Origin of the sequence: Halorubrum sp. Ib24 (assembly GCF_002252745.1) — an archaeon.
In the GTDB taxonomy this organism is placed as follows: domain Archaea; phylum Halobacteriota; class Halobacteria; order Halobacteriales; family Haloferacaceae; genus Halorubrum.
In genome coordinates, this window is the sequence record NZ_NHOX01000045.1 from 1 (window position 1) to 25,372 (window position 25,372).

Consider the following 25,372-nt stretch of genomic DNA (forward strand, 5'->3'; position numbering starts at 1 on the left):
TCCGGAGCGCCCCGCCGGTGCCGCGGGCGATCGCGTCCACCGTCACGCCGAACGACTCCTCGAACCCGGGGACCAGTTCCGTGAGGAGCCCGCTGTCCCGGGTCGTCGTCGCCGTCGCTACCGTCAGCGTCTCCCCGTTCGTTCCGCAATCGGCCGTTTCGGAGGCCGACGCCGGCGTCCCGCCGAGACAACCCGAGAGCGAGAGGGCGCCGCCGACACCGACCAGTTCCACGTAGCGCCGCCGGTCCATTGTCGGAGTAAACGTCACCGGCCACAAAACTGTTTTTAGACACCGGTAGCGGTTACGTTACGACCGCGGAGCGGAGCGCGGTCGGCGACGGTGCGAGCGTCGATATCAACGTCCTGCGCGTCTGCGTCGCCGGTTCGACCGCCTTCCGGCGGAGTACGCGTGAGCGCGACCCGAACGGGACCGCGGTCGCGCGCAGCGACGCGCTCGATCGGAAACGCCGTGTTGGAGGTTCTCGGCGCGTCTCTCGTGGGGAGTAACGGCTGGCAGTTTCGCAGAACCGAGGAACGGCGGTTCCGCTCCACGCTGTACGGGCACAGTGGGACTCCCGCGAGCGATCGACGGGAGCGAGGGGGCACAGTGGGATTCGAACCAGAATCAGACGTGCTCGCTCGCTGCTCGCGGCTCCGCCGCTCGCTTACCGAGGTGCTCACTTCGTTCGCACCTCGCATCGCTCGCTGCGCGCGACTGATGGGGTTCGAAGCCCCTGCGTGCCGGTTCGCTCGTCGCTCCGCTTCTCGCTGTACGGGCACAGTGGGATTCGAACCCACGACCGTCGGATTAGAAGTCCGACGCTCTATCCGAGCTGAGCTATGTGCCCTCACATCTTCCTCTACCGCCCGATATAAAAAACGCCGACGGTTCGCGCCGGCGGGCGGCGCCAACAGCAGACCTAAGTCCGGCACGAGACTACTCCGCGTCAATGAACGTTATCGGAACCGTCGGGCTCCCCGGGAGCGGGAAGGGGGAGGCGGCGAACGTGGCCGAGGCGGCCGGGATCCCGGTCGTCGTCATGGGCGACGTGATCCGGGCGGAGTGCCGCCGCCGCGGGCTTGACCCCGCCGAGCACCACGGCCGGATCGCGCGGGCGCTCCGCGAGGAGGAGGGCGACGACGCCATCGCCGCCCGCACGCTCCCGCTGATCCGCGAGGCCGCCGCCGAGAGCGACCGCGACGCCGTCCTCGTCGACGGGCTGCGCTCCACCGTCGAGCTGGAGCGCTTCCGCGAGGCGTTCGGCGACGACTTCACGCTCGTGGCGGTCCGGGCCCCCTTCGAGGTGCGCGCCGAGCGCCTCGACGACCGGGGACGAGACGACTCCGACTCCGACCTCGAGGCCCTCCGCGAGCGCGACGCGCGAGAGATCGAACTCGGCCTCGGCGAGACGCTCGACCGCGCCGACGTCGAGATCGACAACACGGGGACGCTCGACGAGTTCCGGAGTCGCGTCCGCGAGGCGCTCGGCGTCGCCGGCGAGTCGGGCGAGGAAGCGGGCGCGGAGTCGACGGCGACCGCGAACGCCGGAGGTGACGGCGCGTGATCTACAGCGTCGACGTGCGGATCGAGGTCCCGGTCCGCGACACGGAGGTGACCGACCGGGTCTTCGACGCGGTCCGGAACGTGTTCCCGGACGCGGAGCCGGTCCACGAGGACGGCAGTCTCGTCGCCGAGGCGCACACCCTCGACGCCTTCTCCGACGTGCTCCACGAGCAGGAGATCCTCGACACGGCCCGCCGGGTGTTCCTGCGCAACAGCACCGACGAGGGGTTCGCCTTCTCGCTGAAGAAGCAGGCCGCGTTCGAGGGGGTCGTCAACTTCGCAGTCGGCGAGCCGGACGAGCTCGGCGAGATCGACGTCGACGTCCGCGTCCGCGAGCCCGACGTCGAGTCGTTCATCGACTACGTCGCGCCGGAGACCGACGAGGGCCGGCCGGTCGATCCCGTCCGGGAGTACGGCGACCGCGTCGAGCCCGACGAGGGCGACTACTGAACTCCGAGAAGACGACCGACCGCTCTTTCGACTCTCTCAGTCGCTCAGCAGCGTCGCGCCCGCGCCGCCGATCGCGCCGAACGCCGCCGGGTACACCGCGCCCGCGAGCAGCACGGCCGTGAGGAGGTCGGGGGCGATCGTCGCCTCTCGGACCGCGTGCCGGAAGATGAACGCGCCGATCACGGCCAGCGGGAGGTACCCGACGAGGACGGACGCGCCGGCCTGCGCGCCGTCGACCGGCTCCGTCGCCCCAGCGATCCGGCTCGCGACGAGTCCGGCGACGACCAGCAGGACGGGCGGAACGACGAACAGCAGCGTCAGCGAGCCGCCGTCGGCCTGCGAGATGATGTTCGTCATCTGCGAGCCGCCGACCAGCGACGGTACTCGGGTGTCGGCGAAGTGGCCGTTGTAGAACACCCACCCGACCGCCTTCCACGTCGGAATGGGATCGCCGCCGAACAGGTCGGCGAAGACGTTGAACCCCGCCAGCTGGTCCTCTATCGCGCTCCCCTGCGTGACGTACGCGAACAGGTAGCCGAGGACGTAGGCGGCGGCGCCCGCGGCCGCCCCGCCGACGATTCCGCTCGTCCCGCTCGTTCGGTCGGTGACTGACATGCACCCGCAGTCGTTTCGGCCGTGGTAAGTGTTTGTTGGCTCGCGATGAGCAAGTAAAAAACTCGTTTCAGGCGCCGAAACACCCGATGCGCGTCAGCTCGTCGCCTCGCGCCACTCCGCCTGTGAGATCGTGTAACGGACTTCGTCGTGGACGCTCCCGTCGAGGAAGGTGAGGGTGTTCCGCAGGCGGCCCTCGCGGCGGCCGCCGAGGCGCTCGATGTACTTCTCGATCGCCCGCCGCGAGTTGTCGTTGTCGGGGTGGTGGCCCACGGCGACGACCTCCAGGTCGAGGTCGTCGAAGGCGACCTCGACGAGCGCCGCGGCGCGCTCGCCCGAGTAGCCGCGCCCCCAGAACCGCTTGCGGAGCCACGTCCCGAGCTCGGGCGGTTCGCGCTCCAGGTCGGGGAGCGAGAAGCCGCGCGAAGCCGGCGATATCGCCGGCGCCCTCCTCGCCCTCGCGGGGGCGGATGACGTAGCTCGCGGCCTCGTGGTCTTCCCAGCGCTCGCGGCCGCGTTCGAGGAACTCGCGGGTCTCCTTCTTCGTCTCGTGGGGGTCCCACGTGACGTGTTCGGTCACCTCGTCGATCGCGGGGTCAGACGAGCAGATCCGGTAACAGGCGTCGAGGTCGACGTTCTCGGGCCGTCGGGGCTCCAGTCGCAACCGGTCCGTTTCGATCGTCTCGGGGAACATGGCGGCCCGTCTCGTGGGAACGCCTAAAAGGATCGCCGAGTGTGAGGGCTGTTCGCATCCCCCGGCGGCGGGCGGGAGAGCGGCCGGGAGCGCGACCTCACGCGGCGATCCCGTACTCGCGGAGCGCCGACCGCAGCGCCGCCCGCTTCACGAGGGCGAACCCGACGCAGATGATCAGGAAGCCGGCGACCGTGTTGACCGTGATCCCCTCGCTCAGGAACACCCACCCGGCGAGCGCGGCGAAGATCGGGGCGACGTAGGAGACGAGGTTGATCTCGATCGGTCCGAGTCGGTCGAGCAGGTCGAAGTAGATGAGGAAGCCGAGCCCGCTGGCGGCGATCGACAGGTACGCCAGCGCCAGTACGCCCTCCCTCGTCCACGCGACGTCGGCGACCGACTCGCCGAGCCCGACCGACAGCAGGTGCATCAACAGCGCGCCCGCGAGCATCGACCACGCCTCCATCGTCTCGATCGGGAGGTCGGCGTCCGACGCCCGGGTGAGCACCGATCCGAGTGCGAACGAGGCCGCCGCGAGCAACACGAGGAACTTCGCGACCGTGCCGCCGCCGGTCAGGTTCGCGGGGTCGGGCGCGGCCAGCACGACCGCGCCGACGAGGCCGACGAGGAGGCCGATCACCCCGACGACGGTCAGCCGCTCGGACGGGAGGAAGGCGCGGGCGAAGACGGTCGTCAGTACGGGCGAGAGGCTGACGATCACGGCCGCGACGGCGCTCGTCACGGCGGGGTCGCTCTCGCCGACGAAGAGGAACGCGTGGTAGCCGGCGATGATCAGCGTCGCGCCGACAGCGACGACGGCCCACTCGTCTCGCCCGCGAGGGACCGGGTCGTCGACGGCGTACGCGGCGTACGCGAGCATGACGACGCCGGCGATGTCGTACCTGAGCGCGGCGAACAGCACCGGCGGATAGTACGCCAATCCGGCCTTGATCGCCATGAACGCGGACCCCCAGACGGCGGCGAGGACGAGGAACAGCGCGAGGTCCCGTGCTCGGCTCACACGCCCCCTCCTCCGGGCGCGGTTCAAAAGGTTCCGGAAGCGGTCGGACGTGCAGGGAGAGCCCGAAACGCCGACCCGCTACCGGACTCGGTACCGGTCGTCGTCGCCGGCGGCCTCGCGGGCGAGGACGCCGACGTCGGCGAGGCGCCCGAGCGCGTCGTCGACGGTCTCCTCGCGGGCGCCGACCTCCTCGGCCACGGCCGCGGGCGTGCCGTCCGTCTCGATCACCGCGGCGAGGATCGCGGCGTAGAATCGGCTGTCGGCCTCGGTTCCGAGCCGCTCGTCGATCTTCGCGAGCGTGTCCTCGACCCGCCCCTGCACCCACCGCTGGGCCAGCGAGAGCTCGCGGTCGAGGTCCTGAAGGCGGGCGTACTCCCCCGCGAGGTCGCCGATGTCGTTCGACGCGCCAGACCCGTCGGGCGCCTCGATAGTGAGGTGGGGACACCGGCCGGACATGTCGAGGCTGTTCTTGGCGGGGTACGCGCTCTTCGCGCCGAACCCGTACGGGGAGACGCTCACCTCCAGTCTGAGGCTGCGGGTGATCCGGAAGTACTTCCGGCGTTGGTCGTCCGTCGTCGACTCGATCAGGCCCGCCTCCTCCAGCTTCCGCAGGTGGTCGATGACGGCCTTCGGGCTCACGTCGAGGTACTCCGAGATCTCCGTGACGTAGCAGGGCTTGGTCGCGAGCAGCCGGAGGATGCGCCGCCGGTTCTCGTTCCCGAGGAGATCGAGCAGTACCGCGGAGTCCATTAACGTATAGTTAGCGTCGAGAGCGTAAAAGGCTGACTTACGGAGGGCGACCCGACCGGGTCGCCTCCCGGGGGTCGTTCCCCGCGGCCACGTTGTCGCCGACGGGCGATCGCCACGGAACAGTCGCCGCCGAACCGTCGCCGCCGGCCGGTCGCCGCCGGGAGTTCGCCCGGAGCGAAGGGTAGTTACCCCGCGGAGCGGAACGGGGGGTATGGAGACGGCACTCATCGTCCTCGACGGCTGGGGACTCGGGAGCGGCGCGGGAGGCGGAGACGGCGAGGACGGCGAGACGGTCGATCCCTCGGGGCGACCGGCCGGCCGAGACGCGGTCGCGGCCGCCGACACCCCGGCGTTCGACGACGCGAGCGAGCGGGGCGCGGACGGGCGACTCGTCGTCCACGGGCGGCGCGTGGGGCTCCCCGAGGGGCAGATGGGGAACTCGGAGGTCGGCCACTTGAACATCGGCGCGGGGCGGGTCGTCAAGCAGGCGTACACCCGGATCACGGACGCGCTCGCCGAGGGGTCGCTCTCGGACAACGACGCCGTCGCGGGGGCGCTGGAACACGCGGTGTCGACCGGCGGGCGCGTCCACTTCATGGGGCTCGTCTCCGACGGCGGGGTCCACTCCGACGTCGAGCACCTGCTCGCGCTGATCGACGCGGCGGCCGACGCGGGAGTGCCGGCGACGACCCACGCGTTCACCGACGGCCGCGACACGGCCCCGGAGATCGCCGACCGCTTCCTCGCCGAGGTGGAGGCGAAGGCCGAGGAGCGGGGAACCGGCCGCGTCGCGACCGTCACGGGCCGGTACCACGCGATGGACCGCGACGAGAACTGGGAGCGGACGAAGAAGGCGTACGACGCGATCGTCGAGCGCGAGGCGCCCCACCGGGCCGAGACGGCGGTCGAGGCCGCGACCGAGGCGCACGCGCGCGGCGAGACCGACGAGTTCATCGAGCCGACGCTCGTCGACGAGGAGCCCGCGCTCGCCGACGGCGACGCCGTGATCTTCTTCAACTTCCGGGCGGACCGCGCCCGCCAGCTCGTCCGGCTGCTCACGGACACCCGGCCCGAGTGGGGGTCCGAGGTCGACCAGCCCGACGTCCGGATGACGACGGCGACCGAGTACGACGAGACGTTCGAGTTCCCGGTCGCGTTCCCGCCGGAGATCCCCGAGAACACGATCGGCGAGGTCGTCGCCGACGCGGGGCGCACGCAGCTCCGGATCGCCGAGTCGGAGAAGTACCCGCACGTCACCTACTTCCTCAACGGCGGACGCGAGGTGGCGTTCGAGGGCGAACTCCGAGAGATCGTCGAGAGCCCGGACGTTCCAACGTACGACCTGCAGCCGGAGATGTCGGCGCCGGAGCTCACCGACGAGGCGATCGCGATCATCGACGAGGATGACCCCGACCTGATGGTCCTCAACTACGCGAACCCGGACATGGTGGGCCACACCGGCGACTTCGACGCCGCCGTCGAGGCGGTCGAGGCGGTCGACGCGGGGCTCGACCGGCTCCTCGACGCGGTCGCCGACGCGGGCGGGCACGCAGTCGTGACGGCCGACCACGGCAACGCCGACGACATGGGGACGCCCGAAGACCCCCACACCGCCCACACGTTCAACCCGGTCCCGTTCGTCTACCTGACTCCCGACGGCGACGACGGCGGGCGCGCGGTCCGCGAGGGCGGGTCGCTGTGCGACATCGCCCCGACGCTCGTGGACCTGATCGGGCTCGACCGCCCCGCGGAGATGACCGGCGAGCCGCTCCTCTCGGAGTAACTCGGGGCCGCTGAACGCGGCTCAGTCGTCGTCGGCAGCCTCCGCGCCCGAGGAGTCGCCGGCGGAGCCGTCGCTCGGATCGAACGTCGGTCGCTCGACGCCGAGCAGTTCGTACGGATCCGCGTCGTCCGGCATCGGCGACTCGTACTCGTCGGCGCCGCCCTGCCGCTCGAACTCGTCGACGACGTCGGCGAGGAGCTCGGGGTCCGTGAGCAGTCGGCCCAGCGTTCCGCCGATCGACTTCGCGGCGTACAGCATGCCGTCCACGCCGGTCGAGCCGCTGGCGGCGACCGCCTGCCACGAGTGCGCCGGCGTGCCGACCGGCCACGTCGCGGTGCGCATCCGACCGAGCGGCACGACTTGGCTCACGTCGCCGGAGTCCGTCGAGTAGGCCCCGACCTCCCCGGCGTCGGGCGCCTCGATCGGCTCGGTGAAGTACGACCGGTCCGCCGCGCGGTCCCGGACCTCCGGCGGGAGCTCCTCGAGCGCGTCGGAGACGTCCCCGAGCGAGTCGCGCAGGTCCGACGCGAGCGCCTCGTCCGAGACCGAGAAGGAGCCGATGTCGGCCATCGTCTCGTAGATGGCGTCGCCGAGCGTCTCGTTCGCTCGCACGCCGTACACCCCGCTCGTCTTCGTTATCTCGACGTCGACGTCGGCCATCAGGGCGGCGCCCTCGGCGGCGCGGCGGAACCGCTCGGTCACCGACTCGACGAGGTCGCGGCTCGGCGCGCGGACGAGGTACTCCGCGGTCGCGTCCGGCGGAACGACGTTGGGGGCGTCGCCGCCGTTGGTGATCACGTAGTGGAGCCGGACGGGGTCGGGGACGTGTTCGCGCATGTACTCGACGCCGGTGTTGAGCAGTTGGATCCCGTCGAGCGCGCTTCGCCCGGCCTCTGGCGCGGCGGCGGCGTGCGAGGAGGTCCCCTCCATGGTCACCTCGAAGGCGTCGACCGCGAGACACGACGCCTTCGTGGGCGCGTTGAACCACCCCGGGTGCCACGAGACGACCGCGTCGACGTCGTCGAACGCGCCCGCGCGGGTCAGGTACGTCTTTCCGGCGCCGGCCTCCTCCGCGGGGGTTCCGACGTACACCACGGTTCCGTCGACCCCCTCGTCGATCAGGTCGGCGACCCCGACGGCGGCCCCGAGCGATCCGACGCCGAAGAGGTTGTGTCCGCAGCCGTGGCCGTTCCCGCCCCGTTCGACCGGCTCGCGGGTCGCGCTCACGCGCTGGGAGAGCCCCGGGAGCGCGTCGTACTCGCCCATCGTTCCGACGACCGGGTCGCCGTCGCCGTACCGGGCGACGAAGGCGGTCTCGATGCCGCCGACGCCGACGTCGACGTCGAACCCTCGCTCTTCCAGCGCTTCGACGAGTCGACCGGCGGCGTACGTCTCCTCGAAGGCGGTTTGCGGGTGATCCCCGATGTCCAGCGCGAGGTCGGTGAGCCGGTCCCGGCGGCTTTCGACCGACTCGACGATCGCGTCAGTTACCATGGTAACTACTTGCGAACGTAAGTAAAAAAGGCTCTGTCGAGTTCGGTCGGCGGCGTTCGGTTATCGGTCGTGCTGAATGTGTTAAAATATCAACAGATGCGATAAACCGTAAACTTCGGGTATATTTCCGCCGGTTCCATGACCATTTAAGAGCGTTACCGGTCTGTGATCGTTCATGACAGACGAGACCACGCCGGTGATCGCCGCCGCATATCGGACGCCGCAGGGGAGAGACGGAGGCGTCTACGAAGACGTCCGGAGCGAGGACCTCTCGACGGCGCTCATCGACCACACGCTCGACGAGACGGGGTTAACGAGCGACCACGTCGACGACCTGATGTGGGGCGTCGCCCAGCAGCGCACCGAGCAGGACAACAACGTCGCCCGCGTCATCGCGCTCCTCTCGGAGCTCGGCGAGTCGGTGCCCGCCACCTCGATCAACCGCTGGTGCGCCTCCTCGATGCAGGCGATCATCTCGGCGTCGGACGCGATCGCCGCCGGGAATCGCGACTGCGTCGTCGCCGGCGGCGTCGAGAACATGAGCCGCGTCCCGATGGACGGCGACTCCTACCAGCACCTGCACCCCGAGCTGTCGGAGCAGTACAACGTCTTTCAGCTCCAGATGGGGATGACCGCCGAGAAGGTGGCCGAGGAGTACGGTGTGAGCCGCGAGGCGCAAGACGAGTACGCCGCCCGGAGCCACCAGCGGGCCGCCGAGGCGACCGACTCGGGCCGGTTCGACGACGAGATCGTTCCGGTCGAGACGGACGACGGACTCGTCGAGGCGGACGAGGGGATCCGCCCGGACACGACGGCCGAGAAGCTCGCCGACCTCTCGCCCGCGTTCACCGGCGACGGGACGGTGACCGCGGGGAACTCCTCGCAGATCTCCGACGGCGCGTCGCTGACGCTGGTGACGAGCAAGGCGTTCGCCGAGGACCACGGGCTCGACGTGCTCGCGGAGGTCGGCACGAACAACGTCGCCGGCGTCGACCCGACCGTGATGGGGATCGGTCCGGTGCCCGCGACGCGGGGCCTGCTCGACCGCGCCGGGACGACCATCGACGACTACGACCTAGTCGAGCTCAACGAGGCGTTCGCCTCGCAGTGCGAGTACTCCCGGCGCGAGCTCGGCGTCGACGAGGAGCGGTACAACGTCAACGGCGGCGCCATCGCCATCGGGCACCCGCTCGGCGCCTCCGGCGCACGGCTCCCCGTCACGCTGCTCCACGAGATGGAGAAGCGCGACGCCGACCGCGGACTCGCGACCCTCTGCGTCGGCTTCGGGCAGGGCGCCGCGATCGAGTTCTCGCGATAGCCCGACGCGGCAGCGGTTTTTTCACCGTTCGGCGCCGTAAAACGTGTATGAGCGATCCCGACGCCGACGCGCCCGACGCGGCGGACGCCGACGACGGTCCCGCCGCCGTCCTGCTGGACGTGTTGCCGAACGGGCGGCCCGACGACGACCGGCCCCCGTCGCGGAAGTCCCCTATCGCGTACGGCCTCGGGACCGACTCGTTCCGCCTGTACGAGCTCTCGGTCGACGACGACACCGACGTCTCCGTGAGCGACCGGGTCGCGCTCGACGGCCCGGCAGTCGGCCGGTACCGCGAGGTGTCGTACGACGACCTCACCAGGAACGCGGCCGCGGAGGTGGAGTACGCCGTCGAGGCGATCGTCGAGTCCGACGAGGAGCGCTTCGTCGACTTCTACAACGAGGCCGGACCGATCACGCTCCGGCTCCACCAGCTCAACCTCCTTCCGGGGGTGGGCAAGCAGCTCCGGAACAACGTCCTCGACGAGCGCAAGCGCGGTCCCTTCGAGAGCTTCGACGAGGTGTCCGAGCGCGTCTCGGGGCTCCACCGCCCGCGGGAGGTGATCGTCGAACGCGTCGTCGAGGAGGTCCGCGAGGACGACCTGAAGTACCGGACGTTCGCCGGCCGCGAGGAGTGAGCCTCGAAACGGGACTTTTACCCGGAGCGCCGGCCTATCGCGGCCATGACCGACCTATCGACGGGTGAGGGCGCGGCGTACGGGGACCGCGACCCCGACGCCCTCGCGCGGCGCGCCGGGGAGCGCGCGAACCCCGACCGCGACCAGCATTTCCTCGTCGACGACCGCGTCCTCGACCGGATCCCGGGGTACCTTCCGGACGACGCGGACGCGAGCCACCTGCTGGAGATCGGCGGAGGCGCCGGCGCGCTCACCGACCGACTGCTGGCGGCGGCGGTCGCGGCTGACGGTGACCGTGTCGGCGACGGCGACCGCGCCGACCGCGACGGCAACGCTCCCGGCCGCCTCTCCGTCGTCGAGCGCGACGGGACCTTCGCCGACTTCCTCCGCGAGGAGTTCGCGACCGCGGTCGACGACGGTCGCCTCGACGTGATCGAGGGCGACGCGCTCGACGTGGAGCTCCCGCCGTTCACCGCCTGCGTCGCCAACCTCCCGTACGGCGTCTCCTCCGAGATCGCCTTCCGACTGCTCCCCGAGGGGAAGCCGCTCGTGTTGATGTTCCAGGCCGAGTTCGCCGACCGGATGGTGGCGTCCGCGGGCGAGTCCGAGTACGGCCGGCTCTCCGTCTCGGCGCAGCACTACGCCGCCGTCGAGATCGTCGAGCGCGTCCCGAAGGAGGCGTTCGACCCGCAGCCCGCGGTCGAGAGCGCCGTGGTCCGGTGTACGCCCCGCGACCCCGACTACGCGGTCGGCGACGAGGCCTTCTTCCTCCGGTTCGTGAAGGCGCTGTTCACCCAGCGGCGCAAGACGGTGCGGAACGCGATCCGGAACACCGGCCACATCTCCGGGCTGGACGACCCGGACGCGGTCGTCGAGGCGGCCGACGAGGAGCTGCTCCGCCGGCGCCCCGGGACGCTGGAACCGAGCGCGTTCGCCGCGCTGGCGGAGCTGGCCCGCGAGCACGGCGCGCCGACCGAGGTGTGATCGCGGGGATGGCGCTCGTAGACGCCGTCCTGGCGGTCGGCTCGCTTCCCGTTGACCCGCTCTCCGTCAGCCCGCTCTCCGCCGCGACCCTCCCGGAACTGCTGACCGCCAGCGGCGACGCCGCCGGTCCGGCGGGGGGCGTGTACGACGCCCTGACCGAGAACGTCAAGCGCACTCTCGCCTCCGTCCTCATCATCGCGGCCGTCTTCGGCGTGCGGCTGCTCACCGCGTGGGCGAAGCGGCGCGACGGCGAGCTCACCTCGACCCAGCGCCTGCTGCTCTCGGCGTCGGTCGGCGCCGCCACCGCCGTCGGCGCGATCTCGCTGCTCGCGGTGTGGGACCGCAGCGGCGCGCTCCTCGACGCGTTCGAGGCGGCCGCGATCACGGACCAGCTGTCGAACGTCGTGATCGCGGTGGTGCTGCTGGCGAGCGCCTACGCCGTCACCGACTTCCTCGGCGGCGTCATCCGCGAGATCTCCGCCGACAGCACCGTCCTCACCGACCACCAAGAGGAGGTGGTCCGGCGGCTCACGCAGCTGACGGTGTACACCCTCGCGCTGCTCGTCGTGGTCGGCCTGTTCACGGACAACGTCGGCGGGCTCCTCGTCGGCGCGGGGTTTCTGGGGATCGTGGTCGGGATGGCCGCCCGCCAGACGCTCGGCGCGGTGCTCGCCGGGTTCGTGCTCATGTTCTCCCGCCCCTTCGAGGTCGGCGACTGGGTCGAGGTCGGGGACCACGAGGGGACGGTCACCGAGATCTCGATCATGAGCACGCGCCTCCGGTCCTTCGACGGCGAGATGGTCACGCTGCCGAACGACGACGTGCGGTCGGGCTCGATAATCGACCGGTCGCGCCGGAACCGCCTGCGGATCGAGGTCGAGGTCGGCGTCGACTACGCGACCGACCTCGAGCGCGCGGCGGCGGTGATCGAGGAGGCGATCGCCGGCGTCGACGACATCGCCGCGATGCCCGAGCCGGATGGCGTGACGAAGCGGTTCGACGACTCGGCGGTCGTCTTCGGCGCCCGGTACTGGATCCGGAACCCGAGCATGCGGAAGCGCTGGCGCACCCAGACGGCCGCGATGGGCGCGATCAAGTCCGCGCTGGAGGCCGAGGGGATCGTCATCCCGTTCCCGCAGCAGACGCTCTCCGCCCGGGAAGAGAGCGCGTCCGGCCCGCAGCTCGACGCGTCGGTCGAGGGGCGGGCGGCGACCCGAGGTGGCGGCAACCGAAGCGACGGCGGCGAGCCGGCCGACGGGTCGAGTGACGGAGGCGACGACGCGAGTGCCGGGTCCGGCAACGCCGCCGAGGGGGCAGACGAGTGAGCGACGGGAGCGTGCCGGACGGGGACTCCGATCCCGGGCCCGACCTCGCCGCGCGGCGCGGCGTCGACGACGCCGTCGTCTACCAGCCCGCCGAGGACTCCGGCCTCCTCGCCGAGGCCGCGGTCGAGGCCGCTCGCGGCCGCGTGCTGGAGGTCGGCACCGGCTCCGGCTGGGTCGCGGCGCGGATCGCCGCGGAGCGCGACCTGGACGTGGTCGGCACCGACCTCAACCCGCACGCGGCGCGTGAGGCCCGCAAACGCGGCGTCGAGGCCGTCGTCGCCGATCTCTGTGCCCCGTTCCGCGCGGACGGCTTCGACACCGTCTGTTTCAATCCCCCGTACCTCCCGACCGACCCCGACAACGAGTGGGGCGACTGGATGGAGCACGCGCTCTCCGGGGGCGAGTCGGGGCGGGAGCTGATCGAGCCGTTCCTCGACGACGTGGGGCGCGTCCTCGCGCCCGGCGGCGTCGTCCTGCTGCTCGTCTCCTCGCTGACCGGCTACGAGGAGGTGCTGGGGCTGATCGACGACGCCGGCTTCGACCACGAGGTCGCCGTCGAGGAGTCGTTCCCGTTCGAGACGCTCTCCGTGCTGCGGCTCGACCGACGGGAATAAGCCGGGCTAGCCGCTCGTCGAGTTCCCGACGGCACCCGAGCCGACGCGCCGCACCTTCTCGCCGTACTCCCCGAATCGGTCCGGGTGGATCACGGCCGCCAGCGCCTCCAGCGTGTCGACGACGCGGTGGCTGTGGCGGTTCAGGTAGGCGGTGCCGTCCATCGCGTACACCCGCCCGTCGCGCACCGCCGTCACGTCGCCGATCGACTCGCGCTCCAGCAGGTCGGCGGCCGCGCGCTGGGCCTCGCCGACGTCGGCGCTACAGGGACCGATCACGACGACCTCCGGGTCGAAGGCGCGCAGTTCGTCGAGCCCGATCTTCCGCGACCGTTCTCCGGCCGCGACGAGCCCGGCCTCCCCGCCGGCGATCCGTATCAGGTCGGGGACCCAGAGCCCGGCGTGGCGCAGCGGGTCGGTCCAGTCGAGGACGGCGACGCGGCGGGCGGGAGGCGTCGACGGGTCGTGCTGGCCGAGGCGTCGCGTCGGGCGGGGGACCGCGCCGGCGACGGCGTCGATCCGGGCGTCGAGGTCGTCGCGGAGCGCGGCCGCGGCCGCCGGACGGCCGACGGCCTCGCCGACCCGCTCGACGTTCGCGAGGACGTCGGCGAGGTCGTCGGCGTGGACGTCGAGCACCGCCGCGTCGAGGTCGAGCCGCTCCACCGCGCGGCGCGCGAGCCCGGCGTCGAGCGCGCACACCGCGCAGACGCCCTGCGTGAGGACCGCGTCCGGGTCGGCCGCGGCGAGTCGGTCGCCGTCGAGGTAGTAGGTGTCGTCGTGGGCGGCGACTCGGTCGAGGTCGGCGGGGTCGGCGTCGAGGTCGCGGACGAGCCCGGTGAGCGTCGGCCGGTCCTCGACCGCGGGCGGGCGGTCGCACTGATGCGAGACCGCGGCGGGCGTCGCGCCGAGCGCGGCCGCCAGCTCGGTCGCGGAGGGGAACAGGGAGACGACGGTCATGGGTACCGATCCCCGACCGTCGGCTTAACCGTTCGGCCGACCGCCGCTAATAACTATCGGGCATAATACGTATTAGCAAATATTATACGGCGGCATATCGAACCACTGGTGATGACTGAACGTGTCGCGGCCACGCCGGGACTGTACCCGCTCCCGGACTGGGCGAAAGAGACGCTCTCGGACCTCAAGGGTCACCAGAAGGGCGACCTACTGAGCGGCGACGAGAGCGAGGCGATCGTCGAGCAGTACGACGAGGTCCGCGCGGAGTTCGTCGACGACCAGCTGGACGCCGGCCTCGACCGGGTCGGCGAGGGGCAGGGCCGCTGGGACGACATGATCGCGCACCCGCTGACGGTGCACGACGGCGTCGAGACCGGCGGTATCGTGCGGTACTACGACAACAACAACTTCTACCGCGACCCCCGCGTGGTCGCCGACCTCGACTTCTCCGGCGACGTGGCGCGCGAGCTGGAGTCCGCGGCCGACCTGATCGACGGCGAGGCGCCCCTCGCCGCGACGCTGCCGGGTCCGTACTCGCTGGCCGACCTCGCGAGCGACGAGCACTACGGCGACGAGGCGGCGTTCCAGGCCGCGATCGCCGAGTTCCTCGCGGGCGAGGTCGAGGCGTTCCCCGCCCACGAGACGCTGTTCCTCCTCGAACCGTCGCTGGTGACGAACCCGCCCGCCGAGGGAGCGGAGTCGACCGCGACGGACGCCATCGCGACGGTCGCCGACGCGACCGACGCGGACGTCGTGGTACAGACCTCGTACGGCGCGCTCGGCGAGAAGCTGTACGCGCACCTCGTCGACGAGGCCGGCGCCGACGCGCTCGGGCTCGACCTCGTCGCCGGCGACCGCGACGACACGGTGTACAACGTCCAGGAGTTCGGCTCCACCGACTCGCTCGCGCTCGGGCTCGTCGACGGGCAGAACACGCTCGTCGAGGAGCCGGAGACGGTCGCGGAGCGGGTCGAGTGGTTCGAGTCGCAGATCCCCGCCGAGGGGTTCGACCGGACCTACCTCACCCCTAATACGGAGCTGTTCTACCTGCCCGCCAACAAGTACCGCGCGAAGCTGAACGCGCTCGCCGCCGCCGCGGAGGTGCTCGACTAATGGTCCGAAACCCAGACGCCAACCGCGAACAGTTCCGCCCGAACGACCACCCGAACGACGCGTTCCTGCTGACGACCGTCGTCGGCTCGTACCCGAAGCCGAAGTGGCTGAACCGGGCGGACGAGCTCGTCGACGACCCGGACTCGAAGTTCGACGCCGCGGACCTCGAGGAGGCCCACGACGACGCCTGTCGGCTCATCACGCACGAGCACGAGCGCGCCGGGCTCGACACGGTCGTCGACGGCGAGATGCGCCGCAACGAGATGGTGGAGTTCTTCGCCGACCGCATCGACGGCTACGAGTTCAACGGCCCCGTGAAGGTGTGGGGTCACAACTACTTCGACAAGCCGTCGGTCGTCGAGGAGGTCACGTACGACGAGCCGTGGCTCGTCGACGAGTTCGACTTCACCTCGAACGTCGCCGAGCGCCCCGTCAAGGTCCCCATCACGGGGCCGTACACGCTCGGCTTCTGGGCGTTCAACGAGGCGTACCCCTCCACCGAGGAGCTCGTCCACGACCTCGCCGACCTCGTCAACGAAGAGGTCGAGAAGCTGGTCGAGGCGGGCGCGCGCTACATCCAGATCGACGAGCCCGCGCTGGCGACGACGCCGGAGGACCACGCCATCGTCGGCGAGGCCTTAGAGCGGATCGTCTCGGGTATCGACGAGGAGGTCCGCATCGGGCTCCACGTCTGTTACGGCGACTACTCGCGGATCTACCCCGAGATCAACGACTACCCGATCGACGAGTTCGACGTCGAGCTGTGTAACGGCGACTTCGAGCAGATCCCGACGTTCACTGACCCCGAGTTCGAGCCCGACCTCGCGCTCGGCGTCGTCGACGCGCACACGGCCGAGATCGAGTCCGTCGAGGAGATCAAGGAGAACGTCCGGCAGGGGCTCCGCGTCGTCCCGCCGGAGAAGCTCACGATCTCGCCCGACTGCGGGCTGAAGCTCCTGCCCCGGGAGATCGCGTACGGCAAGATGGAGAACATGGTGACCGCGGTTCGCGAGGTCGAGGCCGAGATCGATTCCGGCGAGATCGACGTCGACAACCCGCTCGACGACTGAGGCGAGGATCGATCCGCGACCGCCTCGACGACTGAGGCGGGGATCGATCCGCGACCGCCCGGCGACACCGCCGGCCGCACCGCCAGCGCCACTACTTATAAATCTCCGCCGCACCCACCGCCGACATGGATATCGGTCTCACCGTCGGCGACGACCTCGACCGGCTCGCGGCGTCGCCGTCGCGGTTCGACTTCTGCGAGCTCGGGGTCGGCGAGCCGACGCTCGTCCCGGGAGAGATCGACCGGGGGCGGCTGACCGACGCGCTCGCCGGCCGCGACCTGCTCGTTCATCTGCCGTACAGCCAGCGACTGGCCAGCTACGTCCCCGAGGTCAACGACGCCATCGTCGACTACCAGCGGCGCCTCCTGGAGGCGGCCGGCGACCTCGGCGCGGAGAAGGCGGTGCTCCACGCGACGTCGGCCGACCGCGACGACATCGAGTTCCGGCAGACGGCCGCCGACCAGCTCCGACGGGTCGCCGACGCCGGCCGCGAGGCGGGCGTCGAGGTCGGCGTCGAGAACGTCGGCCACCAGCACGCGGGGCTCCAGCTCTCCGTCCTCGGCGACATCGCCCGGGAGACTGACACCCCGATCTGCTTCGACGTGGGACACGCGTACATGGAGGGCGACAACAGGGCGATAACGCGGTTCCTCCGCGCCCACGGCGACCGGGTCTCGCACCTCCACTGTCACGACGTGCGCCGCCGCGGCGACACCCACCTCCCGGTCGGCGCCGGCGAGGTGGACTACGGGGCCGTCGCGGCCGAACTCGACGAGTTCGACGGCACCGTCGCGCTGGAGGTGTTCACCGACGACGACGCCCTGCTCGTCGACTCCGCGGAGCGCGTCGCCGACCGGCTCGGCGTGGACTTTTAAAAACGAACGGCGAGAGCGGCGCGGGAGGCGAGCGGGTCAGTTCGCGTCGCGGCCGTCTCCGTCGCCCTCCTCGGCCGCGTCGTCCCGGTCGTCATCAGTGGAGCCGTCGGCGTCGGTCGGGTCGCCGGCGTCCGAACCGGCACCCGCGTCATCGCTCGCGTCCGCCTCGTCAACGGCGTCGGCGTCGTCCGCCTCGTCGCCGTCGATCTGTCGCTTGATCGACTCAAGCTCGGACTCGACGTCGACCTCGGGCGCCGGGTCGTCCTCCGTCTCCTCGTCGGCCCCGCTCGCTTCGGGCTCCGCGTCGGGGTCGGTCACGTCGATCCGAACGCCGCGGTCCCGGCCGGGGGAGTCGTCGTCGCGGGCGCGGCCACCGTCTCGGGCGTCGGACTCGGGGCCGCCCGCCCCGCGGTCCTTCCGGCGGTCGTCGTCCCGCCCGGGTCGCCGCGCGGCGTCGGCCTCCCGACGGCCCTCCTCGATCCGCGACTCGATCTCGGCGGTGAGGTCGCGGGCGTCGGTGATGATCGAGCGCGAGGCGGCCTCCTCCGGGAGGTCGGCCTCCGAAAGCGCGGTCCGGAGCTCCGAGAGCGACCGGGCGAGGCCGGCGCTCGCGCCGTCGCGGACGTCGGCGAGGCGGTCGGCAGTCGCGCCGGACTCGTCGGCGAGGCTCCGGCCGGGGTCGGCGAGCCGGAGCGTCCCCCGGAGCAGTTCGAGCGACTTGATCGTCGTCTCCAAGAGCGCGATGACCGTCGGGATCGTGTACTGCTCGGTGAACCGGAGTAGCTCGGAGAGGCGGGGCGGTCGCGGCGGCCCCCGTCGGTCCCGCTCGCTCTCCCCGAGGTCGCGCCGCAGCTCGGTCAGGACGTCTTCGAGCTCGTCGAGCCGCTCCTCGAGCTCCTCGTCGCGTCGGTCGTCGCGGGAACTCATACCACCGAGTACGCGGCGCGCGGATAAAAAGCCCGGCCGGCGCTGACGGTCGCGTCCCGGCGCGTGACGTCGCCGACGCGGCGACTCAGAACCCCTCGCGGAGGTGCGTCGTCCGCGGCGGGAACAGGCCGCGGAGCGCGGCGGCGACGCCGTCGTCGAAGTCGGTCCGTCGCCGGCCGCGAGTCTCCCGGCACGGACCGCCTCGTCGACGGAGCGGTAGCCGACGTACAGCTGCGAGAGGGCGCCGACGTCGACGGTCGCGTCCGGGCTCGCGGGCTCGGCGTCGAACGGCTCGACCGCGACGTCTCCGTCGACGACCGCGACCCGGAACGTCGCGTCGTTCCACGCCGCGAGCGGGTCGACGACCGCGAGCGAGAGCGTCGCCTCGACGGCGGGGTCCGGGTCGAGCGCCTCCACGGCGCCGGCGACGTCGACGAGCCGGACCATCGGCCCGGTCCGGACCTCGCAGTCGACGGCGCGGGGGTCTTCGACGAGGTCGAGCAGCGGGGCGTCCGGCGGCGCTCGGACCCGGACCTCGGCGACCTGCGAGTCGTGGTTGCGGCAGAACCGCAGCAGCTGGAACCACGCCTCGTCGTCGACGGCGGCGGCGTCGGAGACGCGCATGACGGTCTCCCCGGCGTCGTCGGGGTCGTCGTCGAACTCGTACCGACAGAGCCCGCGGAGGTCCCCGTCGCGCTCCCAGCCGTAGACGAACGGGTCGGTCGTCCAGCCCGAGAGGGTCCGCTCGCGCCACCACTCCTCGGTCCAGTCCATGGTGAGGTCGTAGCGGTCCGCCGTCGCCGCGAGCACCGGCTCGACCGCCGCGAAGTCGCCCTCGTCGAGCGGGCGGAAGGCCCCGGCCGCGTCGCCCGTCGTCGCGACGAGGTCGTCGACGAAGCCGAGCTGTTCGGGGGGCGCGGTGAGATAGCGGTAGCGGCTCGCGGTCGCCCAGCCGTAGTTCGCGTAGAACGCGTACTCGAAGGGCCACAGCACCGAGACGTCGACGCCGCGGTCGCGGTACTCCGCGAGCGACTCGCGGAGCAGCCGGGCGACGTGTCCCCGGCGGCGGTGCTCGGGCGAGGAGGCGACCGCGGAGAGCCCGACGACCTCGCGGTCGGCGCCGCGGATCCGCAGCGCGAAAAGGTGGTGCGCGCAGACCGCGACGGTGTCGTCGGCCGCGTTAAAGAGACCGCGCCGCTCGGCGATCGTGTCGTGGTCGTCGGCCTCGTCGGGGTCGTAGGGGCCGTCCGCGGGAGCGAAGGCGTACCGCATGAACGCGCCGAACTCGTCGGCGCGCTCCTCGGGAAACGGTCGGTACTCCATACGCGGTCGGCTCGCGGGAGCGGAATAAGTCTTCCCGGAGCGTGAGAGGGGGCCTCAGTCGAATCGGCCGCGACCGATCGCAGTCGACCCGGTCGAACCCGACCTCAGTCGAACCGGCCGCGGCGGTACTGCACCGGCCACTCGACGTCCGCGCCGAGCTCGTGGGCGGCCTCCAGCGGCCAGTACGGGTGCCGGAGCAGCTCGCGGCCGAGCGCGACGAGGTCGGCCCGACCGTTCCGGACGAGGGCGTCGGCGTGGGTCGGGCCCGTGATCCCGCCGACGGCGGCGACGGGCACGTCGGTCCCCTCGCGGATCGCCTCGGCGTACGGCACCTGGTACCCCGGTCCGGTCCCCGGAATCCGCTGGTCGGGGTGGATCCCGCCGCCGGAGACGTCGATCAGGTCGGCGCCGGCCTCGGCGAGCAGCGGCGCCAGCCGCACGGAGTCGTCGACGTCCCACGAGTCGCGGTCGGGGAGCCAGTCCGTCGCGGAGATCCGGACGAAGACGGGCTTCTCCTCGGGCCAGACGTCTCGGACGGTCGCGACGACCTCCCGGAGGAGTCGGGTCCGGTCCTCGAAGCTCCCGCCGTACTCGTCGTCGCGGTCGTTGGTGACCGGCGAGCAGAACTGGTGGAGCAGGTAGCCGTGGGCCGCGTGGACCTCGGCGATCTCGAAGCCGGCGTCGAGCGCGCGCGCCGCGGCGTCGGCGAACGACTCGGTCACGTCGGCGATGTCGTCACCGTCCATCCGGCGGGTCGCCGCGGATTCGCCGGTCTCAGAGCGGTCGCCGTCCGGGTACGGCTCGTCGGTCGCGGATATCGTCTCCCAGCCCGCGGGGTCGTCCGCGGGGATCGGATCGCCGCCCTCGGCCGGCGGGCGGTGGGAGGCCTTGCGGCCGGCGTGGGCCAGCTGGATACCGGGCGTCGCGCCCTGCGACCGGACGAAGTCGACGATCGGCTCGATCGCGTCGGCGTGTTCGTCGGACCAGATCCCGAGACAGCCCGGGGTGATCCGACCGCGCGCCTCGACCGCGGTCGCCTCGGTCATCACGGCGCCGGCGCCGCCGACCGCGCGGGAGCCGAGGTGGATCCGATGCCAGTCGTTCGCGAACCCGTCGTCCGCGGAGTACTGGCACAACACACTTATCGTGTATTAACAGCGTAAACACTAAGGGGCCACCGTGAGACGTTTCGAGTAGATGGCAGAGAAAACCACCGTTGCTTTCCGAATTGACGAATCGATAAAGTCTGAGTGGGAAGACGCCGCCGAAGGCCCGGAGTATGATAGTCTTAGCCACCTGATTAGACTGTCAGTACAGAGGGAGATAACAGAGACAGAGTCGGCCCAACACACCGCACAGGCCGACACAGCAACAGTAGAAGATAGTGACGTACTGGATTCTCTCACTCGACTTGAAAGGACAGTCGAAGACATACAGGACGAAATGAAGGCAGTCAGTCGAGAAAGTCGTTCTGAGGAATTATACAATCTTGAACAGGTACTTCTTGAAGTTCTCCCATCCCACAAAACTAATCTGAAAGATTTGGAAAATCCGATTAGTTCTGACATTGAAAGTGCTACTCCAGAAGAAATAGCGGCACGAATTGACGCCGATGAACAGGACGTTTCAGACGCACTCAACCGCCTTTCAGATAACACGGCACAGGTAAAGGAATTAGGCACGGCGTTTGATGAGCAAAACAGCTACTATAGGGCAGAATAGTGGACAGTAAGACAGTAATCACAGAGTTTCATAACCGACAGACAACAAAAAAAGCAGAGGGAACCGCCAACAGGTACACTCAGGACGTAAGAGACTGGACAGAGTGGTTAGAGAATCCCGGAGCTAAAGATTACGACCCTAACAGCCGCGACAGGGACGCTAAGACACTTTGGGACGCCACTACCCACGACCTTCGTACATACCTCCGGCAGATGTTAAACAATGGCGGATACGCCGGGGGAACAGTTTCTATGCGGGAGTCGTCAGTATCAATGTTCTATCAGGAAGCCTCTCGTATGGCTGAAGACCCTTCTATGAGTATCCCTGAAACAGAGAACCCCGCAGAAGACCTCGATCTTTCAGGATGGACGGCACTAAAGAACGGAACTAAGAAAGAGCAAAACCTGAAAGAGGGGGTTCAATACCTTGAACCGGACGAAATAGACAGTTTAACCGAAAACGTACCAAACCCCCGCCTACGTAACGAGCTAATCGTCCGGCTACTCTACCATACGGGCCTACGGCGCACAGAACTAACAGAAACCCGCTTAGAAGACATTGACACAGACGAACGGGCGATCAAAGTCCGGGCAAACAAAACCCACCAGAACCGTACTGTCTACTACCAGTCCGAACTTGACACCATACTAAATCGGTGGCTCAATGTCAACCGTAAATCTCTGGCAACAGCTGGAAGCGATTACCTCTTTCCGACGACTCATTCAGAACAGATTAACCCTGACCATATCACTCGACTCGTGAAAGAAGCCGCAGAACGAGCGGGATTACAGTCTACCGTTCACACAGACGCCGCAGGAAACGTCCGGGGAAAAGTGACGGCCCACGTTCTAAGACACAGTTTCGCCGTCCAAAGTATCAAAAACGGGATGGATACCCGGCGGTTACAGAAACTAATGGGTCACTCAAAGATTGAAACCACAGAACGGTATCTACAATTCGCCAATAATGACCTTCGGGAAGCCGCTCGGAGATACGGCCCCGGTTCAGAGTAGTTCCCTTACCTCACTCCGGGGGAAAACGTCACGAGATACTACTCCCACGTACTTCTTTCGGAGGTCGGCACTACGCACAGCGATGCCGACTAAACCTCGGTCAGATTCTCTTTTTCTGCTGTCCCCGCTCGTAGGTTGCGTAGAGTCCTCCGATTAGACCGACGATCATGGATACGATCCCGACAATTGTGTACCCATATGTAAGCACAACGCTGCCAAACAGTATCCCGATAAGGAACAATCCTCCACCAAAGAGGATTTTGACTGCTCCGCCGAGGAAGTCTATGAATCCCATATTTGCGCACAGACATTCTCGGATGATAAACATACCGTTCAGATTACGATTTCGTCACCTCCCGCACGTACGTGACGCGCATTACCGCAACGCTGTATATATTATATGTAGTAATGATCCCTCGATATGTATTGTCCGAGATTTTGACTCCCTTCGGTCGTAATCAAAATACAGCGATTACTATTGTATCGAGGTCCGCCAAGTTTCGGCGCATTGAGTGGCCGCCGTCTTTTCTCTCCCTCAATGCGTTTAATATCGGTAGAGCCTGTTTAAACACTTCTAAGATCGTTCTTCCATACGCTCCGTTCGGCTCTATCGCACACATCCACAAATCGGGGGATTATGCTACTATCGTATTCATACGCAAGGCGAGTATGAGGAGCTTAGAACGATCTTAATTCCCGATGATGGTTGGGTCATGGACCACACAAAGAATCCACACAGTCACCCACAGTCGCGCACAGTCACCTCTGAGTTAACTCTCTCCAAATCCCCATGCTCTTAGACGCCCAGAGTAGACTCACAAGCGATTTGATTTTGAGACGCCCCGAGATACAGACAACCCCCACCAAATCGAACAGGAGTTTTGTCAGCTCGTTTTAGGACCGCTCTCAGAGAACGCCGTGCCTACAATATCTTTCGAGAATTTCTCAGCTGAAATGAGAAATCTCTGTCTCAGGGTGACTTATGCTCGTACGCAGAGTAGTGTTGAGTGTTCTAACCCCTCCGTCGCCTACCCTAATGTTTGCGTTGTATATATCCATCAGATGTGTTCTGGCACATCGGCGACAGCATGACGCGGTTCCGGAGCTCGGTGTCGCGTAGCGTGAGCGGCGCGAAGAGCGAATCCGTCATCGAGACACCGGAGTGCCGCCGGCTGGTAATGCGCTCCGATTCCCCGCGCGGATCGCCGCGATCGCACCGGTGCGGGGATCGCCCCGATCGCGGCGAGGGTTTAGGCCGACCGAAACCTATAACCACCCGTGCCTCTGACAGACTGGTAATGAGCACTGGGGACCGAATCGGGCGCAGCGCCGAAGACCGGATCGAAGACGGCACAGAGGAGTCGACGGACGCACGGCCGATCGTCGCGGCGAGCCGCTGCTCGCCCGATCGAACCGTCTTCACGGAGCAGGGGAACACGGACGCGTGGATCGCGACCGACCTGACGGTCGAGTTAGAGCGGTAGCGCGGCGCGAACGACCCTCTCTCGTCTTCTCTACTCCGCATCGAGCGTCGAGTCTCCCCTTCGAAACCGGTCGGCTCCGAGCGCGGTTCCAGCGCACCGAACGCCGCGCGGCGACGTGCGGTGGGCCGCGTCGCCGCCGACGGCGACGCGGCGGTGACGAGCCCCCGACTACTCGATATCCGGTGCGCGCTCCCCGGCCGGGACGACGATCTCCAGCCAGTTCTCCTCGGGCGGGAGCGGGCAGGCGAACGTCTCGCTGTACGCGCAGAAGGGGTTGTACGCGAGGTTAAAATCGAGGACGACGACGTCGCCGTCGGCGAGCTCTCCCTCCGGTTCGAGCTCCATGTACCTGCCTTGGTAGTACGTCTGCTGGCCGGTCGTCTTGTCGCGGAACGGGACGAATATCTCGCCGTCCTCGCCCTCCTGTCGGTAGCCGGCGAGCGCGTGCTCCTCGCCGTCGACCTCGAACGCGAAGGTGACGACTCTGAGGTATCGGACCGGGTTGCTCGCGGTGGTCTCCATCTCGACGGGCTCGGGGTCGCCGTGGACCGTCACGGTCGCCTCGACGCGGTAGTCCTCGTCCGGCGGGAAGTAGTCGAGCCCGTCGAACCCGTCGCGGTGCTCGGGCGGGATCGGCGACTGCGGGTGCTCGGCGAAGAACTCGTCCTTCTCGCGGCGGTTGGCGCGGAGCCGCTCGGCGTACTCGTCGGTCATACGCGGTCGAAGGAGCGCCGGCGGTTTCAGGGCCGCGGTTCGGGCGGGTCAGGTCTCGAGGTCCGGGGACAGCTCGCCGGGGCGCTCAGAGCGCCTGCAGGTCGGCCAGGCAGTCGTCGAGGTCGCGCGTCGACGTCGCCAGCGAGAAGCGGTCGACGCGGTCGAGGTCGGCCGCGTGCTCCCAGAGGTCCTCGGACTCGATGCCGTGGAGGACGACCGCGTTCGGCGTCGGGCTCACGACCCGGAGGGCGACCAGCGGCGACTCGCCGCGGGTCACGCCCGTGAACACGAGCGCGCGGTTCGTCGACTGACCGTACAGCCGGTAGAACTCCTCGCTGGAGAGCCGCGTGATCGCCTCGATAGAGTTGATGACGGTGTGACCGTTGACGTGGTCCTGGTCGCCGCGAACGACTTCCGTGGCGTCCATCGCCTCGTAGAACTCCTCGACCGGCACCGCGGTCGAGTACTCGCGGAGGGCGTGGACGATGTCGCTCTCGAAGCCCGCCGAGAGCACGCGGGCGTACTGTCGGAGGCGCCCGCCTCCGCGCCGCTCGTCGATATCGAGGAGGCCGTCGACGATCCGGCGGACGATGCCGATCCCCGGGCTCTCCCGACGCCCGCTCTCGTAGTCGGAGATCACCGACGAGGAGACGTCGAGCGACTCGGCGAGCTCGGTCTGTGAGACGTCGAAGTCGGTCCGCCACTTCCGAAGCGTCGCTCCGGGGTCGTCGCTGAGCGTTATTTCGCCGGCGATCCGGCGAGAGAGCTCCTCGCGTGCGTCGCTCATTAGGCGGTCCGAGGGCGGAGCGCCGCAAAAGGCTACCGAAAGCGGGGTTCGTCGGACGTCGACACTTCTCCCGAGATCGACGTCCATCTGGCTCGACGTCCACCGGCCCCACTTCTCCCGGCTCGACGTCGAATCCGGAGCGGCCCCGC

General features: G+C 68.9%; 24 protein-coding genes, 1 tRNA gene and 3 pseudogenes. 14 read left to right on the forward strand and 14 right to left on the reverse strand.

The features are described 5' to 3' along the window. Positions 1 to 250 (reverse strand): annotated as a pseudogene (locus DJ82_RS13350) (molybdenum transporter); the annotation flags it as partial. 523 nt (positions 251 to 773) lie between these two features. After that, positions 774 to 848, reverse strand: a tRNA-Arg gene (locus DJ82_RS13355). Between the two features lie 102 nt (positions 849 to 950). Between DJ82_RS13355 and DJ82_RS13360 the strand changes: the two genes are divergently transcribed. Beyond that, complete coding sequence (locus tag DJ82_RS13360; protein WP_094557813.1) at positions 951 to 1,565, forward strand: AAA family ATPase; 615 nt, start codon at positions 951 to 953, stop codon at positions 1,563 to 1,565. After that, positions 1,562 to 2,014 (forward strand): RNA-binding domain-containing protein, encoded by a 453-nt coding sequence (locus DJ82_RS13365; protein WP_094525736.1) that lies wholly within the window; start codon positions 1,562 to 1,564, stop codon positions 2,012 to 2,014. The genes DJ82_RS13360 and DJ82_RS13365 overlap by 4 nt, the downstream gene beginning before the upstream one ends. 36 nt (positions 2,015 to 2,050) lie before the next feature. Here the strand turns inward: DJ82_RS13365 and DJ82_RS13370 are convergent, their stop codons facing one another. The 4 genes and pseudogenes from DJ82_RS13370 to DJ82_RS13385 all read right to left on the reverse strand — a co-directional run bounded on the left by DJ82_RS13370 (position 2,051) and on the right by DJ82_RS13385 (position 5,088). Beyond that, positions 2,051 to 2,629, reverse strand: coding sequence for a transporter (locus tag DJ82_RS13370; protein WP_094582047.1), 579 nt, complete (start codon positions 2,627 to 2,629; stop codon positions 2,051 to 2,053). A gap of 93 nt (positions 2,630 to 2,722) precedes the next feature. After that, positions 2,723 to 3,320 (reverse strand): annotated as a pseudogene (locus tag DJ82_RS13375) (GNAT family N-acetyltransferase). 97 nt (positions 3,321 to 3,417) lie between these two features. Then, positions 3,418 to 4,338, reverse strand: coding sequence for a DMT family transporter (locus DJ82_RS13380; RefSeq protein ID WP_094582048.1), 921 nt, complete (start codon positions 4,336 to 4,338; stop codon positions 3,418 to 3,420). Positions 4,339 to 4,416: 78 nt separating this feature from the next. Next, complete coding sequence (locus DJ82_RS13385) at positions 4,417 to 5,088, reverse strand: ArsR family transcriptional regulator (RefSeq protein WP_094525732.1); 672 nt, start codon at positions 5,086 to 5,088, stop codon at positions 4,417 to 4,419. A gap of 211 nt (positions 5,089 to 5,299) precedes the next feature. On the opposite strand from DJ82_RS13385, the gene gpmI reads away from it, so the two are divergent. Then, on the forward strand, positions 5,300 to 6,871 hold the full coding sequence (gene gpmI, locus DJ82_RS13390) for a 2,3-bisphosphoglycerate-independent phosphoglycerate mutase (protein WP_094582049.1): 1,572 nt from the start codon (positions 5,300 to 5,302) through the stop codon (positions 6,869 to 6,871). A gap of 21 nt (positions 6,872 to 6,892) precedes the next feature. Here the strand turns inward: gpmI and DJ82_RS13395 are convergent, their stop codons facing one another. Beyond that, on the reverse strand, positions 6,893 to 8,365 hold the full coding sequence (locus tag DJ82_RS13395) for an amidohydrolase (RefSeq protein WP_094582050.1): 1,473 nt from the start codon (positions 8,363 to 8,365) through the stop codon (positions 6,893 to 6,895). 175 nt (positions 8,366 to 8,540) lie between these two features. Here DJ82_RS13395 and DJ82_RS13400 point away from each other — a divergent pair, with 175 nt between their 5' ends. From DJ82_RS13400 to DJ82_RS13420, 5 genes are read left to right on the forward strand one after another with little or no spacing between them, the layout of a single operon-like run. Continuing rightward, complete coding sequence (locus tag DJ82_RS13400; RefSeq protein ID WP_094525729.1) at positions 8,541 to 9,683, forward strand: thiolase family protein; 1,143 nt, start codon at positions 8,541 to 8,543, stop codon at positions 9,681 to 9,683. Between the two features lie 47 nt (positions 9,684 to 9,730). Continuing rightward, entirely contained in the window at positions 9,731 to 10,318 is a 588-nt protein-coding gene (locus DJ82_RS13405) for a DUF655 domain-containing protein (RefSeq protein ID WP_094525728.1), read from the forward strand. A gap of 45 nt (positions 10,319 to 10,363) precedes the next feature. Further along, the gene (locus tag DJ82_RS13410; RefSeq protein ID WP_094557809.1) at positions 10,364 to 11,302 is read left to right on the forward strand and encodes a 16S ribosomal RNA methyltransferase A; all 939 of its coding nucleotides are present in this window, start codon (positions 10,364 to 10,366) and stop codon (positions 11,300 to 11,302) included. 8 nt (positions 11,303 to 11,310) lie between these two features. Continuing rightward, a complete protein-coding gene (locus DJ82_RS13415; protein WP_094582051.1) occupies positions 11,311 to 12,627 on the forward strand; it encodes a mechanosensitive ion channel family protein in 1,317 nt (438 codons plus the stop codon). Next, entirely contained in the window at positions 12,624 to 13,241 is a 618-nt protein-coding gene (locus tag DJ82_RS13420; protein WP_094525725.1) for a HemK2/MTQ2 family protein methyltransferase, read from the forward strand. Before DJ82_RS13415 ends, DJ82_RS13420 begins: the two co-directional genes overlap by 4 nt. 6 nt (positions 13,242 to 13,247) lie before the next feature. Here the strand turns inward: DJ82_RS13420 and DJ82_RS13425 are convergent, their stop codons facing one another. Continuing rightward, entirely contained in the window at positions 13,248 to 14,195 is a 948-nt protein-coding gene (locus DJ82_RS13425) for an ABC transporter substrate-binding protein (protein ID WP_094582052.1), read from the reverse strand. A 111-nt stretch (positions 14,196 to 14,306) separates the two neighbouring features. Between DJ82_RS13425 and DJ82_RS13430 the strand changes: the two genes are divergently transcribed. The 3 genes from DJ82_RS13430 to DJ82_RS13440 all read left to right on the forward strand — a co-directional run bounded on the left by DJ82_RS13430 (position 14,307) and on the right by DJ82_RS13440 (position 17,253). Beyond that, positions 14,307 to 15,308 (forward strand): 5-methyltetrahydropteroyltriglutamate--homocysteine methyltransferase, encoded by a 1,002-nt coding sequence (locus DJ82_RS13430; protein WP_094525723.1) that lies wholly within the window; start codon positions 14,307 to 14,309, stop codon positions 15,306 to 15,308. Then, on the forward strand, positions 15,308 to 16,378 hold the full coding sequence (locus tag DJ82_RS13435) for a methionine synthase (protein ID WP_094582053.1): 1,071 nt from the start codon (positions 15,308 to 15,310) through the stop codon (positions 16,376 to 16,378). Before DJ82_RS13430 ends, DJ82_RS13435 begins: the two co-directional genes overlap by 1 nt. Positions 16,379 to 16,503: 125 nt before the next feature. Beyond that, positions 16,504 to 17,253, forward strand: coding sequence for a sugar phosphate isomerase/epimerase (locus DJ82_RS13440; protein ID WP_094582054.1), 750 nt, complete (start codon positions 16,504 to 16,506; stop codon positions 17,251 to 17,253). 36 nt (positions 17,254 to 17,289) lie between these two features. Here the strand turns inward: DJ82_RS13440 and DJ82_RS13445 are convergent, their stop codons facing one another. The 3 genes and pseudogenes from DJ82_RS13445 to DJ82_RS13455 form a co-directional block, all read right to left on the reverse strand. After that, positions 17,290 to 18,180: a hypothetical protein gene (locus tag DJ82_RS13445; RefSeq protein WP_094582055.1), complete on the reverse strand. Its 891-nt coding sequence runs from the start codon at positions 18,178 to 18,180 to the stop codon at positions 17,290 to 17,292. Positions 18,181 to 18,265: 85 nt separating this feature from the next. Further along, positions 18,266 to 19,503 (reverse strand): annotated as a pseudogene (eis, locus tag DJ82_RS13450) (enhanced intracellular survival protein Eis). 104 nt (positions 19,504 to 19,607) lie between these two features. Further along, positions 19,608 to 20,648, reverse strand: coding sequence for an NADH:flavin oxidoreductase/NADH oxidase (locus tag DJ82_RS13455; protein WP_094582056.1), 1,041 nt, complete (start codon positions 20,646 to 20,648; stop codon positions 19,608 to 19,610). Between the two features lie 52 nt (positions 20,649 to 20,700). Between DJ82_RS13455 and DJ82_RS13460 the strand changes: the two genes are divergently transcribed. Both DJ82_RS13460 and DJ82_RS13465 read left to right on the forward strand, forming a co-directional pair. After that, positions 20,701 to 21,225, forward strand: a complete 525-nt coding sequence (locus tag DJ82_RS13460; protein WP_198948066.1) for a hypothetical protein — start codon at positions 20,701 to 20,703, stop codon at positions 21,223 to 21,225. Further along, positions 21,225 to 22,238 carry a tyrosine-type recombinase/integrase gene (locus DJ82_RS13465; protein WP_143420570.1) on the forward strand — a complete coding sequence of 338 codons (1,014 nt, stop codon included), beginning with the start codon at positions 21,225 to 21,227 and terminating at the stop codon, positions 22,236 to 22,238. The genes DJ82_RS13460 and DJ82_RS13465 overlap by 1 nt, the downstream gene beginning before the upstream one ends. Positions 22,239 to 22,338: 100 nt before the next feature. On the opposite strand, the gene DJ82_RS13470 is transcribed toward DJ82_RS13465, so the two are convergent. Further along, on the reverse strand, positions 22,339 to 22,533 hold the full coding sequence (locus tag DJ82_RS13470) for a hypothetical protein (protein WP_094582058.1): 195 nt from the start codon (positions 22,531 to 22,533) through the stop codon (positions 22,339 to 22,341). A gap of 1,003 nt (positions 22,534 to 23,536) precedes the next feature. On the opposite strand from DJ82_RS13470, the gene DJ82_RS13475 reads away from it, so the two are divergent. Next, complete coding sequence (locus DJ82_RS13475) at positions 23,537 to 23,722, forward strand: hypothetical protein (protein ID WP_094525714.1); 186 nt, start codon at positions 23,537 to 23,539, stop codon at positions 23,720 to 23,722. A gap of 168 nt (positions 23,723 to 23,890) precedes the next feature. On the opposite strand, the gene DJ82_RS13480 is transcribed toward DJ82_RS13475, so the two are convergent. Both DJ82_RS13480 and DJ82_RS13485 read right to left on the reverse strand, forming a co-directional pair. Continuing rightward, complete coding sequence (locus DJ82_RS13480) at positions 23,891 to 24,436, reverse strand: DUF1684 domain-containing protein (protein WP_094525712.1); 546 nt, start codon at positions 24,434 to 24,436, stop codon at positions 23,891 to 23,893. An 85-nt stretch (positions 24,437 to 24,521) separates the two neighbouring features. Then, the gene (locus tag DJ82_RS13485) at positions 24,522 to 25,223 is read right to left on the reverse strand and encodes a helix-turn-helix domain-containing protein (RefSeq protein ID WP_094582059.1); all 702 of its coding nucleotides are present in this window, start codon (positions 25,221 to 25,223) and stop codon (positions 24,522 to 24,524) included. Positions 25,224 to 25,372 lie beyond the last annotated feature (149 nt).

Bases quoted from the DNA above. Each gene is read 5' to 3' on its own strand.
- DJ82_RS13360 (WP_094557813.1), top strand. From the start codon at position 951: ATGAACGTTATCGGAACCGTCGGGCTCCCCGGGAGCGGGAAGGGGGAG.
- DJ82_RS13370 (WP_094582047.1), bottom strand. From the start codon at position 2,629: ATGTCAGTCACCGACCGAACGAGCGGGACGAGCGGAATCGTCGGCGGG.
- DJ82_RS13385 (WP_094525732.1), bottom strand. From the start codon at position 5,088: ATGGACTCCGCGGTACTGCTCGATCTCCTCGGGAACGAGAACCGGCGG.
- gpmI (WP_094582049.1), top strand. From the start codon at position 5,300: ATGGAGACGGCACTCATCGTCCTCGACGGCTGGGGACTCGGGAGCGGC.
- DJ82_RS13395 (WP_094582050.1), bottom strand. From the start codon at position 8,365: ATGGTAACTGACGCGATCGTCGAGTCGGTCGAAAGCCGCCGGGACCGG.
- DJ82_RS13400 (WP_094525729.1), top strand. From the start codon at position 8,541: ATGACAGACGAGACCACGCCGGTGATCGCCGCCGCATATCGGACGCCG.
- DJ82_RS13405 (WP_094525728.1), top strand. From the start codon at position 9,731: ATGAGCGATCCCGACGCCGACGCGCCCGACGCGGCGGACGCCGACGAC.
- DJ82_RS13410 (WP_094557809.1), top strand. From the start codon at position 10,364: ATGACCGACCTATCGACGGGTGAGGGCGCGGCGTACGGGGACCGCGAC.
- DJ82_RS13415 (WP_094582051.1), top strand. From the start codon at position 11,311: ATGGCGCTCGTAGACGCCGTCCTGGCGGTCGGCTCGCTTCCCGTTGAC.
- DJ82_RS13425 (WP_094582052.1), bottom strand. From the start codon at position 14,195: ATGACCGTCGTCTCCCTGTTCCCCTCCGCGACCGAGCTGGCGGCCGCG.
- DJ82_RS13430 (WP_094525723.1), top strand. From the start codon at position 14,307: ATGACTGAACGTGTCGCGGCCACGCCGGGACTGTACCCGCTCCCGGAC.
- DJ82_RS13435 (WP_094582053.1), top strand. From the start codon at position 15,308: ATGGTCCGAAACCCAGACGCCAACCGCGAACAGTTCCGCCCGAACGAC.
- DJ82_RS13440 (WP_094582054.1), top strand. From the start codon at position 16,504: ATGGATATCGGTCTCACCGTCGGCGACGACCTCGACCGGCTCGCGGCG.
- DJ82_RS13445 (WP_094582055.1), bottom strand. From the start codon at position 18,180: ATGAGTTCCCGCGACGACCGACGCGACGAGGAGCTCGAGGAGCGGCTC.
- DJ82_RS13460 (WP_198948066.1), top strand. From the start codon at position 20,701: ATGGCAGAGAAAACCACCGTTGCTTTCCGAATTGACGAATCGATAAAG.
- DJ82_RS13470 (WP_094582058.1), bottom strand. From the start codon at position 22,533: ATGGGATTCATAGACTTCCTCGGCGGAGCAGTCAAAATCCTCTTTGGT.
- DJ82_RS13475 (WP_094525714.1), top strand. From the start codon at position 23,537: ATGAGCACTGGGGACCGAATCGGGCGCAGCGCCGAAGACCGGATCGAA.
- DJ82_RS13480 (WP_094525712.1), bottom strand. From the start codon at position 24,436: ATGACCGACGAGTACGCCGAGCGGCTCCGCGCCAACCGCCGCGAGAAG.
- DJ82_RS13485 (WP_094582059.1), bottom strand. From the start codon at position 25,223: ATGAGCGACGCACGCGAGGAGCTCTCTCGCCGGATCGCCGGCGAAATA.